Raw genomic sequence first — 16,043 nt, 5'->3', positions numbered from 1 at the left:
TTTAATGTCATTAGTTAATATTGTGAATATGATGATCATTTATTTTATTTGTGAATTAACACCCTTATTCAGAAAACCCAAAGTAATTCGTTTCATAAACCAATACAAACCCCAAAGGATTATAAAAGTGAGAGTAATAATTATCAAGGGTTGTTTACCAAGAATTTCTTCTACACCTTTTGTGATTATGGCATCTGGTTGAGTAATAAAATCCCAACTGTTAAATCTCAAAAATCGTCCCCAATAAATACCCACAGCAGAAAGAGCATGAGTGATTAACTCAACAGGAAAAATCCATTGACTTTTACCCGTTCGATGTAAATAGTAACCCAAATTTATTAAAGATATAACATAAGCTTCAAATCCGCCAAAAATGACAACAAAATAAACAGGAATTAAAACTAATGTAATCATCCATATTGACTGAACTCGCCGGATATCATCTATCAAATGAATGACATCAGTTAATAAATAAGGCGCATTTGGTAAAAAAGCATAGAAACTCAAAAATCCTAGCCACCAAACCCATGAACCACTGCGCTGACGGCGAAATAGCCAAACACTCAAAGCTAAAGGAATAAAAGCCAAAAATAAATTCCAAGTCATCCACCGCAGATTAACTTGTAAAACATGGAAAACCGTTGTTATTAATTCAATCACTTCTGCTTTCATGGAATTGCAATAGCTAGAATAAATTTGTTTTTTTGGTTACACAAAATTTGCAGTTGTAGATTTGTTAAAAATCTCAAGACATTGTTTGTGAAACTCTATTTTAGATCACTGCTGCATGAAATGGCTATTTATCAACATTTCTATCATGGAGCAGTTGATATTCACAAGGTTTTTGCCGATGTTCGGTAAATTTAGAAATTAATACTTTCGGAAAAATTTAACCCCTATATATATGGGCGCACAGATTTCCACTATACTGTTATAATAGGGGAAAGTCCGGCATTTGTCAACTATCTCACCCATAAATTTCTGATAGCGTCGTCTGACATAAACCAGATTAAGATTGAATTAACGGCAAGAATTAATATAGCAGTATGCACTTGAATCAGATCCTAATTTTAATCCCAGAGCGTTATATTCAAAGGGTTTTACTGAAAGCTGCTAGAGAATTTATAAATTTGTTCCCCCGTCCTGAAAAAGATTACATTTAGTGAAGTTACAAAGAAATTACAGATATGTCCATTGAACTGCAAGCAGAATTAGGTCAAGCGGTGGAACAGCGTCGCAACTTTGCGATTATTTCTCACCCTGATGCTGGTAAAACTACACTGACAGAAAAACTATTATTATACGGGGGTGCTATTCACGAAGCTGGAGCAGTAAAAGCCCGCAGAGACCAGCGCAAAGTCACTTCTGACTGGATGGCAATGGAACAACAACGGGGAATTTCCGTAACTTCTACGGTATTACAATTTGCCTATCGTAACTGTCAAATTAATTTACTCGACACTCCTGGACACCAAGATTTTAGTGAGGACACCTATCGGACTTTGGCAGCAGCCGATAATGCGGTGATGCTAATAGACGCGGCTAAAGGTTTAGAACCCCAAACTCGGAAACTCTTTGAAGTCTGTAAAATGCGGGGTATCCCAATTTTTACCTTTGTGAATAAACTCGACCGTCCGGGCAGAGAACCCATAGATTTGTTAGATGAAATTGAGAAAGAATTGGGATTACAGACTTATGCAGTGAATTGGCCTATTGGGATGGGCGATCGCTTTAAAGGCGTATTTGACCGCCAACAGCAGCAAATTCATTTATTTGAGCGCAGTTCTCATGGTAGTAAAGAAGCAAAGGAAACTATCCTCAATATAGGCGATCAGCGACTTGAAGAATTACTAGAAAAAGAACTATACCACCAACTTAAAGACGAGTTAGAACTCTTAGAAGGAGTTTGTCCAGAACTAGATTTAGACTTAGTACACGCCGGCAAAATGACCCCAGTATTTTTTGGTAGCGCCATGACTAACTTTGGGGTGGAATTATTCCTCAAGAACTTCCTTGACTTTGCCCTCAAACCAGGTACACATAGCAGCACTGTCGGCGATATTCCTCCTACCTATCCAGAATTTACCGGATTTATTTTCAAACTGCAAGCCAACATGGACCCAAAACATCGAGATAGGGTGGCTTTCGTCCGGGTTTGCACAGGCAAGTTTGAAAAAGATATGACAGTAAATCACGCTCGAACTGGCAAAGTTGTCCGTCTATCACGTCCGCAAAAACTATTTGCCCAAGAAAGAGAATCTATTGATGTCGCTTATCCAGGGGACGTGATTGGTTTAAATAATCCAGGTGTTTTCGCAATTGGTGATACAATTTACACAGGACAAAAATTAGAATATGAGGGAATTCCTTATTTCTCACCTGAACTTTTTGCCACGTTGAGAAACCCCAACCCATCGAAATTTAAGCAGTTTCAAAAAGGCGTTTCCGAATTGCGAGAAGAAGGTGCTGTCCAAATTATGTACTCCACCGATGAAGCCAAGCGGGAGCCAATTTTAGCAGCGGTTGGTCAATTGCAGTTTGAAGTAGTCCAGTTCCGCTTAGAAAATGAGTATGGTGTGGAAACTATTCTCGATTTATTACCTTATAGTGTCGCCCGTTGGGTTGAAGGTGGTTGGGAAGCTTTAAAGCAGGTGGGACGTTTATTCAATACCACTACTGTTAAAGATAGCATGGGACGACCAGTATTGTTATTCCGCAATGAATGGAATTGTCAACAGTTGGAGGGTGATCATCCAGAGTTGAAATTAAGCGCCATCGCTCCCGTCTTTTCCCATCAACAATCAGCAGAAAGTTAGACGCAGTGGTCAGTGGTCAGTGGTCAGTTGTCCGTTGTCCGTTGTCCGTTGTCAGTAGGGGCGAAGCATTTGGAAGATAAATTATCGGTCATTGCCAAAAATAGTTCTCCAAATGCTTCGCCCGTACAGTGGTCAGTGGTCAGTGGTCAGTTGTCCGTTGTCCGTTGTCCGTAGGGGCGAAGCATTTGGAAGATAAATTATCGGTCATTGCCAAAAATAGTTCTCCAAATGCTTCGCCCGTACAGTGGTCAGTGGTCAGTGGTCAGGAGGAAGAAAGAAGTTACCCAAAGTTACCCAATGACCAATCACCAATCACCAATGATCAGGGTATCTCAATAAGCGTGCTATTTGTCACCTAGAACAGATTGGAGTACCAAAGTTTGTATGCCTTCCCACGCTGAATCATGTTTAGAGGCTGGTTTAGCTGCTCTCAAGCAGGGGAATTACTACACAGCGATCGCTAACCTTCAACCACTAGCCAAAGATCAAAGTCAAGAAAGGATTTGTTTACAGGCGCAAGTTGGGTTAGTGATGTCCTATGCCCGCACGGGTGAAGTCTCTAAGGCGATCGCTCTGTGTCAAAATCTGATTGCTAATAGTAATCCCCAAGTTCAAGAGTGGGCAACACTTGCTCTTGAACACCTGCATAAACGCAAAAACCAGAAGAAAAAATCCCATAAAACCAGTAATGGACTTGTTTCTAGTTTAAATCCTGCCCAACCACAGCTACAAACAGCTTATACTGGTAATGATGGTAACAACACTATCAAACCGATTAGCGTTTATTGGCGCAATGCTAGACGCGCTAAAGTGTGGCAACCCCTAGGCAAGCCTAACATCATTCCCTCTCGACTACTTGCTCTGGGAACATTCATGGCATTGTTCTGGACTTGTCGAGAAGTGCTTAAATTAGTATTGGGTTTAATCAATCAAATTCTCTATCAACTGCCCTACTTAGAACCCATCCAGATTTTATATAGCGATCCTAGTTCCTTGATGTTGGGATTGTTGATCATCTTCATGGCATCGTCTCCTTGGTTGCTCGACTGGGTACTAACAAGATTTTCCGGTCAAGAAGAGTTAACCAAAGAGAAATTAAACTCCTACAGCCGGGAAACACCCAGAGTATTACAACGCGCTTGCCAACAGCGGCACGGGTCAACCCCTCAACTGAGAATCTTACCAATTTCCGCCCCGATGATTATCAGTTATGGCAACCTCCCCCGCACAGCGAGAATAACTGTTAGTCAAGGTTTATTAGAACAACTGGCAGATGACGAAATAGCTGCCATCTATGCTTTATCTTTAGGACAAATTGGGCGTTGGGATTTTGCGGTCATGTCCCTAGTTTTACTCGTGGCCATGCCATTTTATGGAATATATCAGCAAGTGTCAGTTTGGGGAAATCAACATGACAGTAAAATTTGGCGTTGGCCAGGTACAGTTTTAGCAGCCATCAACTATGCAATTTGGTGTCTGTTCACGGGTACGGCCTTACTTAATTGCCAATTGCGGCTTTACCATAGCGATCGCCTGGCCGCAGAAATCACCGGTAATCCTAATGGACTAATTCGCGCTTTACTGAAAATATCCATTGGTGTAGCCCATGATATCAGCCTCAAAGAACAAACCTGTTGGCAGTTAGAAAGCCTGAATCTCCTCTCGCCAGTTGCATACCAACACAGCATAATTTTAGGTAGCACCGCCGGTCATCTACCTTTTGAATCATTTTTAAAGTGGGAAAATTTTCATCCCTATCGGCAATGGTTTACAATTAATAGTTGTCATCCAACAATAGGCGATCGCATCGAACGCCTTTGTCAAATAGCCCGTCATTGGCATTTAGACACCGAATTATATCAAACAAAGCCATCACAACCCATTCTCATCAGGCCCCAATCCTTCTATTTACAAATTGCCCCTTGGTTGGGAATCCCCCTCGGTGTTGTATTTGCCTGTCTAACTTGGTTAATTTGGCAAACAGCATACACCTTACACTTGTTAAACCTCAAGTGGATCTATGATAATTGGTCTTTTGTCGGCGGTTGTATGTTGATTGGCTTTAGCATTGGCACAGTTATGCGGATAAATGCTTTATTTCCCGATATTACACCTGTCAATGTTCAAAAAGATGAAAACTTTACCAACCTCTTAGCAAATCCCGCTATTTTACCAATTGATAGCATTAGAGTTCGGTTTACTGGTAAGCTATTAGGCCGCCCTGGTATTGGCAATTGTTTAGCACAAGACCTAATCCTGCAATCTAGCCAAGGTTTAATTAAATTACATCATATTCCCTGGTTAGGAAAGTCATTCAATCCTCAAGACTTGATTGGCAGACAAATCACTGTTACAGGTTGGTTACGACGGGGGGCAACTCCTTGGATTGATATCCAAACTTTAGAAACTAAAGGTGGCAAAAAAATTAATAGCCCTCATCCTATCTGCTCCACTGTCATCGCAGTTGTTGCCCAAGCCTGGGGTGCTTATATTATGCTCACAGGTTCTTAGATATTAGTCAGTTGTCAGTAGGGGCGAAGCATTTGGAAGATAAATTATCGGTCATTGCCAAAAATAGTTCTCCAAATGCTTCGCCCGTACAGTTGTCAGTAGGGGCGAAGCATTTGGAAGATAAATTATCGGTCATTGCCAAAAATAGTTCTCCAAATGCTTCGCCCGTACAGTTGTCAGTAGGGGCGAAGCATTTGGAAGATAAATTATCGGTCATTGCCAAAAATAGTTCTCCAAATGCTTCGCCCGTACAGTTGTCAGTAGGGGCGAAGCATTTGGAAGATAAATTATCAGTCATTGCCAAAAATAGTTCTCCAAATGCTTCGCCCGTACAGTTGTCAGTAGGGGCGAAGCATTTGGAAGATAAATTATCGGTCATTGCCAAAAATAGTTCTCCAAATGCTTCGCCCGTACAGTTGTCAGTAGGGGCGAAGCATTTGGAAGATAAATTATCAGTCATTGCCAAAAATAGTTCTCCAAATGCTTCGCCCGTACAGTTGTCAGTAGGGGCGAAGCATTTGGAAGATAAATTATCAGTCATTGCCAAAAATAGTTCTCTAAATGCTTCGCCCGTACAGTTGTCAGTGGGAAGAAATATTCCCCCTGCTCCCTGCCTGTTTTGCCTCTTGCTTTAAAAATGTGTTTTATGTTACGATAAGCTCATACTATTGGCTATTGGCGGAAAAGTTTCTGCGGAACTAGCTACGTAGGAAATACCATGATAATGTTAAGCAATGGTATTTTGTTCTGCGGGCAAGAATTAAGAAGAATGAATTTACTGTGGTGGATAGTTGGCTATTAAATTAACAATTCCGAAAATTAAAGTGATATTAGCCCACGAGTGCATAAGTGCTTTCGTGGCAAATAAGCTTGATCCCAATAAAAAACTGTATTCTATAAGTTGATAGCATGACTTACGCCACGCTACACTATCGGATTACAGAAATTGGTTTGTGGCAGTTTTTAGTCCATAGTATCTATTCAAAAACCAAAGCCAATTGATTGTTTTTATCTTGCCCTGTTTAATCCCAATTTGGAGGTATGTTCCATGTCCATTCGCCTATATATAGGAAATTTGCCCAAGGAAGAAATTGATCGTCAAGATTTGCAAGCTGTATTTGCAGAAGAAGGCGATGCTGTCACCACTAAACTAATTAAAGACCGTAAAACAGGCAAATGCCGTGGTTTTGGGTTTTTAACGGTGAACAATGACGAACAAGCCGATCAAATTATTGAAAAATATAATGGTCAAATGTTCAAAGATACACCCATTAAGCTAGAAAAAGCTTTACCACGGACTAAAGGTGAGGAAGGGGACGAACAACCACAACAACAGGTCCCTAAACCAGTCATCCAAGGTAGTAGTTCCCCCGCTCCTAGCAGCAACAAAGAAGGCAACCGTCGGGAGAGAACTAAAAAACCTCGCCGTGGTGGTGGTGGTGGTGCGCGTGAGACTGTTGGTAACGTTGATAACGAAGCTTTTCGTCCAGATCCCCGTTGGGCAGCGGATTTAGAAAAGCTCAGACAGATGTTGGAAGCACAAGCTACCAACTAGATTGTCTATTCAATCAATGTGCTTTGAGAGTAATTCTTGAAGCTGCTTCGATATCAGTTTCAGCGGTTAGAAATTTCTTTCAAATCCAATCAACAAGCAGTGCAGGTAGCCACATCAGGTTATCTGCACTGTTTGTTTTGGCAATTTTTGAGGTTTGACGGTGCAATTACACAAAATTTGTGATTTTTTAGGAAAACTGTATCTAAATTAACAAAAATTCTGACAATGTAGGAATAGTATAAGCTAATACAATTATCTTGATTAAATCAGTGCTTTTGAAAATGATGGTAATTAAGGTGATATTTTCGGCAATTTAATTTTGATGTATTTACTTTCATGGAAATAATTTTGATTGCTTGAACCTTGTAAATAATGAATTGTAAATATCTAACTTAGGATGTGGCTTTGCTACTTCAGATAGGTTTTATCATGAATTAACTCATATATCATGATAGATAATATTCGTTTGTCGCTATAAAAAGATAGAGAAAAATATCTATCGAAGGTATTAAACATAAATATAGAAAGTGGGGAAAATTAACCAATATTTTGGTAATAGTTAAAATATAATAAATATTAATTATGCAAAGTTCCCCAGAAAAACACAGATTTAAGTTTAATAAGCGCAAGTTGAAAATTCACTCCCATATTGTTAAAATCAGGAACACAACAAATTTATGAAAGCTACCACTAAAAAACACATTGCTTTAATTTCAGTTCATGGCGATCCAGCAATTGAAATAGGCAGAGAAGAGGCAGGAGGACAAAATGTTTATGTCCGCCAAGTGGGTGAAGCCCTGGCACAGCTAGGATGGCAGGTAGATATGTTTAGCCGGAGGGTCAGTGCTGATCAAGAAAGGATAGTGCAACATCACCCTAATTGTCGGACTATTCGGTTAACCGCAGGTCCGGTGGAATTTGTGCCAAGAGATCAGGGTTTTCAATATTTGCCAGATTTCGTCTTTCAGTTAATAGAATTTCAAAAAGAAGCTGGGATTAATTATGATTTAGTGCATACTAATTATTGGTTATCTAGCTGGGTAGGGATGGAACTAAAGAAAAGACAAGGAACTAAACAGGTTCATACCTACCATTCTTTAGGGGTGATTAAATATAACACCATAGAAAATATTCCTTTGGTGGCTAGTCAACGTTTAATAGTTGAAAAACAAGTATTGGAAACAGCGGAAAGAATTGTGGCCACCAGTCCCCAAGAACTGGAACATATGCGATCGCTTGTTTCCAAAAAAGGCAAAATTGATATTATTCCCTGTGGGACAGATATTCAGCAGTTTGGTTCAGTGGAAAGACAAGCTGCCAGGGCTACTTTAGGAATTGCTCCAGAAGCTAAAGTGGTGTTATATGTAGGTAGATTTGACCCCCGGAAAGGCATAGAAACTTTAGTCAGGGCAATGAGAGAATCTAAGTTTTATGAATCAAAACAATTGCAGTTGATTATTGGTGGTGGTTGCACACCGGGAAATAGTGATGAAAAAGAACGCGATCGCCTTACCGGAATTGTCAACGAATTAGGGATGAATGAATGTACCTCTTTTCCCGGTTGTTTGAGTCGGGAGATATTGCCAGCTTATTACGCCGCTGCGGATATTTGTGTTGTTCCCAGCCACTACGAACCTTTTGGGTTGGTAGCTATCGAGGCCATGGCCTGCGGTACACCTGTAGTCGCTAGTGATGTCGGTGGACTGCAATTTACTGTTGTCAATGAAGAAACTGGTTTATTAGTACCGCCACAAAATGTCCCAGCTTTTAACCACGCTATTGATCGGATTCTTGGTAATCCTGTATGGCAGGAAGAATTAGGGAAAGCTGCTAAAAAGCGTGTCATTAATAAATTTAGCTGGCATGGTGTAGCTGCTCAGTTAGATAAACTATATACCCAACTGTTGCAACAATCTGTTAAAGAACCCGCATTAGCAATTAAATAGGGAACAGGGGAAGTTGGGGAAGTTGGGGAAGTTGGGGAAGTTGGGGAAGTTGGGGAAGTTGGGGGGGAGAAAGAATTTTCCCAATGACAACTGACAACTGACAACTGTACGGGCGAAGCATTTGGAGAACTATTTTTGGCAATGACCGATAATTTATCTTCCAAATGCTAACAACTGTACGGGCGAAGCATTTGGAGAACTATTTTTGGCAATGACCGATAATTTATCTTCCAAATGCTTCGCCCCTACTAACAACTAACAACTGACAATTCGTACATAGTTGTAAGATAGGAAAGATCAAGTAAGCTCTAAACATAGTTGCAGTTAGACGGTGAAATGATGGAAGTTCAAGAAATCAAAAAATTCCCTAAGCCCAGGAAACCAGACAGCGAATCCCAAAATTTTCAGCACGTCAAGATCCTTGACTGCAACGAACCAGTATGCAGGGTAATTTGTGAGTGTTGGCACTGCAAACAGGGGATATTATCTGAGGTAGACGTATCAACTTCACAGTATTTAGAGGTAGAATGCCCAAGTTGTGGGAAAACTGCCGTGAGGTTGATGGCAGAAAAGGTGATTTCCACTACACCTATCCCTTCACCCTGGCAAGGATGAGTGAATTTTAGATTTTAGATTTTGGATTTTGGATGATACTCTTGACGGTTGAGATGTGAACTTTTACAAGATTACGAGCAACCTAGATATGTAGGGGTAAAGCGCAATGCTAAACCCCTGCGTTTTACTAAGTTATCGCCATCACCCAAAAAATGTTAAATTAATAATTCTGTCTTTAAATTATTAATGTAAATGACTCGCTTTATACATGATCAATTTGCTAAACAATATCTAACGGAATTATTAACGCCTTATGGAGAAGTAGAAACCAGCAAAGATATTACCGCAGAAGTCAGACAAATAGACGTATTATTTATTCCTTCACCCCAACCAACACAAAGTCTAGAAACACTAGGAATACTGGGGAAAATGGTGACAAATTATGCAATATTTGAACCATTCCGTAATGCCGTCAGCAAAAGTGAAACTCGCAGTTGTATAGGTAAATTGTTTGACATTCATGCAGACCTAGAACGGCAAGCAAAACGTAATAATACGCGAATAAATGAAGCAGAATTAGCTCAATTATGGATTTTTACACCTACAGTATCATCAGAAATCCTAGAGATTTTTCATGGGACTCTGGATGAAACAAACTGGGGAAAAGGTATTTATTTCTTGCCAAAAGGATTTAAAACCGTAGTTGTGGCGATTCATCAACTACCGAGTACACCCGAAACACTATTTTTGAGGGTTTTAGGCAAAGGGAAAGTCCAAAGACAAGCAGTAGAAGAATTAGAAGCACTAGCCAATAATAGTCCGTTCCTTTCGGATATTATACAATTAGTACATAACCTAATTGCTGTGTTATCGGCTCGTCAGCGTCAAGAACAAGATATTGATAAAGATGATCAGGAGTTAATTATGAAATTATCGGAAATGTATCAACAACAATTAGAAGAACTGAAAAAACAAGGACTTCAAGAAGGACTTCAAGAAGGACGACAAAAAGGACGACAAGAAGGACGACAAGAAGGACAACAAGAAGGTATAGAAAGAGAACGACGCGCTATGATTGAAAGTATATTGCAAGTACGTTTTGGTGCAGTTGATTCACAGTTAGCAACAATTATCAACCCTCTAATTGCAATGTCCAGAGAAGAATTCACGCCTTTGCTTCTACAATTGTCTCGTGAGGAATTATTAGCTAGATTTGAGTGAATCTTACAAAAAAAGGGAACAGGGAACAGGGAACAGGGAACAGGGAACAGGGAACAGGAAACAGGGAACAGGGATAAGATTCATTATTCAAAATTTTTGTCTGAAATCAGAGAACATAGACTTAGCAAGCTGAAAAATATTTATTTAATGAACCAAGAAAATAATCAAGAAAAAAGTAATTTTGTCGGGAAAAAGGGGTAATTGTTTTGCAACCCCTGGACTTTACCGCTTTAACCGCCGCTTGTGGCGAAATCCGCGCTAATTGGTTGCCTGCACGCATAGAACAGGTATATCAGCGCGATCGCTTTACCATTGCCATTGCCTTACGCACCTTAAATCAACGGGGTTGGCTAGATATTTCTTGGCATCCCCAAGCCGCCCATATTTGTATTAGTGAACCACCACCACGCGCCCCAGATACTTTTACTTTTAGTCAACAGTTAAAACACCAATTGGGTGGGTTGGCCTTAGTAGGAATTGAAGCGATTTCCCCTTGGGAACGGGTAATTGATTTACAATTTGCCCGTCGTCCTGAAGAAACAGCCCTGTATCACCTCTATGCGGAAGTGATGGGCAAATATAGTAATGTGATTTTAACTGATGCTAGTAATGAAATTATCACTGCTGCCCATCAAGTTAGTCACCAACAATCTAGTGTTCGTCCGATTCAAACTGGACAAAGTTACGAAACACCACCGAAACTGACGGGAAAAGTCCCTAATTTAAGCGAATCTCTAGAACGTTGGCAAGAACGGGTAAGTTTGGTCCCAGGGGGAATTAAACGCCAATTACTCAAAAGTTATAGTGGGTTAAGTTCGGCTTTGCTAGATACGATGCTGTTGGCGGCAAATATCATCCCAGATACGAATACTGATGAACTTACTCCCCAAGATTGGCAAAATTTATTTCAACGTTGGCAAGAATGGTTACAAGCTTTAGATTTAGGTAAATTCCAACCTGCTTGGACAGAAACTGGATATACGGTGATGGGTTGGGGTGGAGTTGCACCCACAAAGAATATCCAAGAGTTACTTTACCGTTATTATTCTGATCAACTGAATGAACAGTTATTTGGGCAACTGCGTCATCAGTTAAGTCAGAAATTATTGAATATTTTGGGTAAATTACGCACCAAAGCGAAAACTTTTAGCGATCGCCTGCAACAATCAGATCAAGCTGAAGAATATCGTCAAAAAGCTGACTTATTAATGGCTAACCTGCACCATTGGCAACCAGGGATGCAGGAAATAATTCTACCAGATTTTGAAACCGAACAGCCAATTGCGATCGCTCTTTTGCCCGATAAAAACGCCGTCCAAAATGCCCAAAAGCTTTATAAACAGCACCAAAAACTCAAACGCGCCCGTGCGGCTGTTGAACCGCTACTATTTGCAGTTCAAGCAGAAATTGACTATCTCGAACAAGTAGAAGCCGCAATTTCGCAAATAGACAAATACCAAAATCCAGAAGATTTACAAGCCTTAGAAGAAATCCGTGATGAACTCATTGGGCAAAAATATCTAGAAAACTTAGAATATCGCAGCCGTAGCAGCAACGACACTCCCGGCACTAATTTTCATCGTTACCGCAGTCCGAGTGGCTTTGAAGTCCTCATTGGTCGTAATAACATCCAAAATGATCAACTAACATTCCGTGTCGCTGGAGACTATGATTTGTGGTTTCACGCCCAAGAAATTCCGGGGAGTCATGTCCTCCTGCGTCTAGAACCGGGTACAGTGGCGGAAGAAGCTGATTTACAATTTACAGCCAATCTAGCAGGTTATTTCAGTCGCGCCCGTCAAAGTGACCAAGTACCAGTAGTTTACACCCAACTCAAGCACGTCTACAAACCCAAAGGCACTAAACCAGGACTTGTGGTTTATAAACAAGAAACGATTATTTGGGGGAAACCGCAATTGGTTATTGGTCATTAGTCATTGGTCATTGGTCATTGGTCATTGGTCATTGGTCATTGGTCATTGGTCATTGGGAAAATTCTTTCTCCCCCCCCAACTTCCCCAACTTCCCCAACTTCCCCAACTTCCCCAACTTCCCCAACTTCCCCAACTTCCCCAACTTCCCCTGTTCCCTCATCTTTCCTCGAATAGAAAAGCTACTCACCGAAAGACAGATATTTTTTGAGATATTTTCATGAAAAAATTGTACTGCCTGTTACAATCTTGTTAAGAAAAGTTGCCCGTTGAATTTTGGGAACGCGCAATTTGGTTTTGACTCTACTGAGAAGACAACTCGAACAACGTTTTTTCGCTGACCAGCCTGTGGGAGGGCTGGTTTTTTTGTTACCTGAAAAACTTAGAAACTGAAAGTAGTTCTTAAAGCACCAATCACCACATTATCATTGTTATCATTGTGATCTGGGGCTGTTAGCCAAATCACAGCAGGAGTAAGGGTGATATTGTCGCTGAGTTTGTATTGATAAAATCCCTCAATGTGATAAGAGGTATTTGGATCTTTCGTAACTCCAACAACGTTAGAACTTGTGACTTTTGGTTCCATACCAACTATGACACCAGCCAAATTACCTTTTTTACCCAAATCAGGGAAACCAAGGGTAACAGCATAGTTAAAAGTATCAACTTCTCCCTTTGTCGTCAAAACCTTACTATTGGTATAACCAGCCCAACCACCAAGAACAAACTTCTTGCTAATACCTAGAGATGCTTGAACACCGTAGGAATTGCTAGAAAAATTTTCACCGGAAAGAACGATATCAGATGTGGCCGCATTACTACCAGTGAGTAGTGGCTGATTGTAGGAATTGATATAAGTTAAACCAAGAGAAATGCGATCGCTTGGCTTGACAGTTAACTGCGCTAAAGCACCATAATTCCCATCAAACAAGCCATTTCCAGGGGTAGGGTCATTAGCCGTACTACTTAAATAGCCTAAACTGAGGGCTATTTTATCGCCAAACTGATGGTTAACTGCTATACCTTTATCACCCAGTTGTCCATAAATTGGGTTTCTTGTCCCAAAAGTAGACACAGCCCCAAAAGCACCATCACCATCAAATAGATTGACTGTACTGGTAACATCGTCCGCTGCACCAGCATTAGCAATTAGTTTGACTTGGGTATTTTTGCCCAGAGGGAAAGCATACCATAGCGCATCTATGGTAACATCATTAGTACCAGTAGTACCAGGAAGATTGGCAAAAAATAAGTTGCCTTCTTTGGTTTTAATATCAGGGTTGTTGATATTATTACTTTGGATTCTGGTAAAAAGTGTATCTTTTCCAGTGAAACTGCTTACCAATTCTAGCCGTGTTCTTGTGCCTAAAGTGGTATTTTTATCAGTTATTTCCTCACTATTAACTTTTTTATTTTTCAAAACATCACTAACAACTGCCACAACCTGCCCTTGTAGCTTAGTGGTGGTAGAAAATTGATTAGCTTCTAACTCAGCAGTTTTGGCTTCTACTGTATCTACACGTCCCCGGAGGGTGACTAATTCTGTGGAAAATTGCTCTTGCAATTTTTGGATTGTTGCTAAGTCTTGTTTTGTCGTCAAATCAGCGGTAGCAGTAGCAATTAGTTCATTGACTCGATCTAAACAAGCATTCAAACCGGCTGCAAACTCGTATCTTGACAACGCCCGATTACCACGAAAAGTCCCGTTGGGATAACCTGCAATACATCCATAGCGTTCTACCAATGATTGTAAAGCCTGAAATGCCCAATCATTAGGTTGAACATCGGATAACTGAGATACGGAAGTAACTTGAGATACTGTCTCTTCTTGGCTATTATTAACTTGTTGTTCTGAATTAGTTGCTGGTACTGGTAATGCTTCTGCCCTTGCAACAACATTCATACATAATATGCCACTCACAACTGTTGAACTAGCAATTAGATAAGTCCAGAATTTTTGCATTTTTCCTCACACCCGTGTTTAAAGTTGATAATGCTACACTTGAGTTAGTACAGCTATTAATAGTGATTTTTAATATACTACAGTCCTAAGTTAAGTTGATCACAATAAAAAGTTAAGAAATCTTTATGAACTGGAAATATTCTCAGTATACAGCAGTATTACCCGAAATTCCCAAATAGTTTGTAATTCTTGATACGGTAGTATTTTTTGATGACTTATATGAGAATGGATCTCATTATAAGATATAATGCCAATGAAGTTTTATTGTCAACCTCAAACCATGAGAAGTTCTAGAGAAGTTAAAATAGATAGAAAAACCAGAAATTTCTTACCTCTGATTACCTTAATAATTTTGTCAGCAGTTTATGGATGTAATAATCCTAACAGTAGGGAGGTTGTAAAAACAGAACCAGCCCCAGTCCAAAAATCACCAAAAACTAAGGTAGTTACCACATTTTTACCAGTTTATTTGTTTACTAAAGCGGTAACTGGAGATGTAGCAGATGTAGAGATTTTAGTTAAGCCTGGTACAGAGATACACGAATATCAAGGGACACCGACTAATGTAAAAGCGATCGCTACAGCCAAGGTATTAGTCAAAAATGGTTTAGGCTTAGAGGAGTTTTTGGCAGATACAATTAAAAATGCTGGAAATTCCCAACTAATGGAAATTGATGCTAGTAAAGGTATTCCAGCTATTAATAAAATTTCCCCCATAGATAAAACAACAACAGGAGAAGATGATCATGATCACGAACACCAATTTGGAAATCCTCATATTTGGTTAGATCCAGTTTTAGCAAAACAGCAAATTATCAATATTCGAGATGGTTTAATTATCGCTGATCCGGTCAATAAAGCCAACTATCAAACCAATGCAGCCGCATATATCCAGAAATTAGATAATTTAAATAATGAATTTCAGCAGACTATTAAACAAATACCAAACTGCACCTTTATCACCTTTCATGATGCTTTTCCCTATTTGGCCAAACGTTATAATATTAAACAATTAGCAGTAGTAGAAATTCCTGAAAAGCAACTTTCCCCAACAGATGTGCAAAAAGTGGTGAATACAGTCAAAAAATACCAAGTTAAAGCCTTATTTAGCGAACCAGGGTTAGATAACAAATTACTCACCAGCATTTCCCAGGATTTGGGGTTAACTGTGCGGACTTTGGATTCTTTAGAAGCTGGTGATACAAATCCAGAGTATTATTTTAAAGCAATGAAAGCTAATTTGGAGAGTTTAGCCGCTGGATGCAAGTGACGTAGGGGTAAAGCAAGAGCTTCATTGGTGTCAACCTAACGTAAAACCCATAACCCAACTGGGAATGAATTGCCAGTCTTATAGCAGAAGTCATCTGAAGATGACTAAGAGGGTGTTTGAAAAGTTATGGTTGATGTATCAAATATTTTTTACCCCTCCCTAACCCTCCCCTTGTAAAGGGGAGGGAACTGGATTTTTATTGTTTCCCCCCTTTACAAGGGGGGACTAAGGGGGGTAGCAATGTGATAAAAATTACGGAATAACACTTTTCAAAC

The 16,043-nt window shown here is 39.9% G+C and carries 15 protein-coding genes; 12 read left to right on the top strand and 3 right to left on the bottom strand.

Going from position 1 to position 16,043, the window contains the following annotated elements; all coding sequences use genetic code 11:
* Nucleotides 1-39: 39 nt before the first annotated feature.
* A complete protein-coding gene (locus FJR09_RS15320; protein ID WP_015078670.1) occupies nucleotides 40-672 on the bottom strand; it encodes a DUF1361 domain-containing protein in 633 nt (210 codons plus the stop codon).
* A gap of 515 nt (nucleotides 673-1,187) precedes the next feature.
* On the opposite strand from FJR09_RS15320, the gene FJR09_RS15315 reads away from it, so the two are divergent.
* From FJR09_RS15315 to FJR09_RS15285, 7 genes are all read left to right on the top strand, one after another.
* Nucleotides 1,188-2,816 (top strand): peptide chain release factor 3, encoded by a 1,629-nt coding sequence (locus FJR09_RS15315; RefSeq protein WP_168653071.1) that lies wholly within the window; start codon nucleotides 1,188-1,190, stop codon nucleotides 2,814-2,816.
* Between the two features lie 27 nt (nucleotides 2,817-2,843).
* A complete protein-coding gene (locus FJR09_RS15310) occupies nucleotides 2,844-2,990 on the top strand; it encodes a hypothetical protein (protein ID WP_158310503.1) in 147 nt (48 codons plus the stop codon).
* Nucleotides 2,981-3,175, top strand: coding sequence for a hypothetical protein (locus FJR09_RS15305; protein ID WP_148279021.1), 195 nt, complete (start codon nucleotides 2,981-2,983; stop codon nucleotides 3,173-3,175). The genes FJR09_RS15310 and FJR09_RS15305 overlap by 10 nt, the downstream gene beginning before the upstream one ends.
* Before the next feature lie 25 nt (nucleotides 3,176-3,200).
* Nucleotides 3,201-5,327, top strand: a complete 2,127-nt coding sequence (locus FJR09_RS15300) for a zinc metalloprotease HtpX (protein WP_015078672.1) — start codon at nucleotides 3,201-3,203, stop codon at nucleotides 5,325-5,327.
* An 11-nt stretch (nucleotides 5,328-5,338) separates the two neighbouring features.
* A complete protein-coding gene (locus FJR09_RS15295) occupies nucleotides 5,339-5,962 on the top strand; it encodes a hypothetical protein (protein ID WP_254433123.1) in 624 nt (207 codons plus the stop codon).
* A gap of 413 nt (nucleotides 5,963-6,375) precedes the next feature.
* Entirely contained in the window at nucleotides 6,376-6,882 is a 507-nt protein-coding gene (locus FJR09_RS15290) for an RNA-binding protein (protein ID WP_168652842.1), read from the top strand.
* Between the two features lie 677 nt (nucleotides 6,883-7,559).
* The gene (locus tag FJR09_RS15285) at nucleotides 7,560-8,828 is read left to right on the top strand and encodes a glycosyltransferase family 1 protein (protein WP_168652841.1); all 1,269 of its coding nucleotides are present in this window, start codon (nucleotides 7,560-7,562) and stop codon (nucleotides 8,826-8,828) included.
* Here the strand turns inward: FJR09_RS15285 and FJR09_RS25920 are convergent.
* Nucleotides 8,821-8,949, bottom strand: a complete 129-nt coding sequence (locus FJR09_RS25920; protein ID WP_256370262.1) for a hypothetical protein — start codon at nucleotides 8,947-8,949, stop codon at nucleotides 8,821-8,823. The genes FJR09_RS15285 and FJR09_RS25920 overlap by 8 nt on opposite strands.
* Before the next feature lie 218 nt (nucleotides 8,950-9,167).
* On the opposite strand from FJR09_RS25920, the gene FJR09_RS26210 reads away from it, so the two are divergent.
* The 4 genes from FJR09_RS26210 (at nucleotide 9,168) to FJR09_RS15260 (ending at nucleotide 12,746) form a co-directional block, all read left to right on the top strand.
* Nucleotides 9,168-9,443 carry a hypothetical protein gene (locus FJR09_RS26210; protein ID WP_015078677.1) on the top strand — a complete coding sequence of 92 codons (276 nt, stop codon included), beginning with the start codon at nucleotides 9,168-9,170 and terminating at the stop codon, nucleotides 9,441-9,443.
* A gap of 192 nt (nucleotides 9,444-9,635) precedes the next feature.
* Nucleotides 9,636-10,604 carry a hypothetical protein gene (locus tag FJR09_RS15270; RefSeq protein ID WP_015078678.1) on the top strand — a complete coding sequence of 323 codons (969 nt, stop codon included), beginning with the start codon at nucleotides 9,636-9,638 and terminating at the stop codon, nucleotides 10,602-10,604.
* A 206-nt stretch (nucleotides 10,605-10,810) separates the two neighbouring features.
* The gene (locus FJR09_RS15265; protein WP_015078679.1) at nucleotides 10,811-12,538 is read left to right on the top strand and encodes an NFACT family protein; all 1,728 of its coding nucleotides are present in this window, start codon (nucleotides 10,811-10,813) and stop codon (nucleotides 12,536-12,538) included.
* Nucleotides 12,528-12,746 carry a hypothetical protein gene (locus FJR09_RS15260; protein WP_168654118.1) on the top strand — a complete coding sequence of 73 codons (219 nt, stop codon included), beginning with the start codon at nucleotides 12,528-12,530 and terminating at the stop codon, nucleotides 12,744-12,746. The genes FJR09_RS15265 and FJR09_RS15260 overlap by 11 nt, the downstream gene beginning before the upstream one ends.
* A 171-nt stretch (nucleotides 12,747-12,917) precedes the next feature.
* Here FJR09_RS15260 and FJR09_RS15255 read toward each other — a convergent pair whose 3' ends face one another.
* Nucleotides 12,918-14,498: an iron uptake porin gene (locus FJR09_RS15255; RefSeq protein ID WP_015078681.1), complete on the bottom strand. Its 1,581-nt coding sequence runs from the start codon at nucleotides 14,496-14,498 to the stop codon at nucleotides 12,918-12,920.
* A gap of 280 nt (nucleotides 14,499-14,778) precedes the next feature.
* Between FJR09_RS15255 and FJR09_RS15250 the strand changes: the two genes are divergently transcribed.
* A complete protein-coding gene (locus tag FJR09_RS15250; RefSeq protein ID WP_168653870.1) occupies nucleotides 14,779-15,768 on the top strand; it encodes a metal ABC transporter solute-binding protein, Zn/Mn family in 990 nt (329 codons plus the stop codon).
* Nucleotides 15,769-16,043: the final 275 nt, after the last annotated feature.

This window comes from Dolichospermum sp. UHCC 0406, assembly GCF_009712025.1.
GTDB classification, from domain to species: domain Bacteria; phylum Cyanobacteriota; class Cyanobacteriia; order Cyanobacteriales; family Nostocaceae; genus Dolichospermum; species Dolichospermum lemmermannii.
The sequence above is the reverse complement of the archived record's forward strand: the minus strand, read 5'-3'. Positions and strand labels throughout refer to the sequence as shown.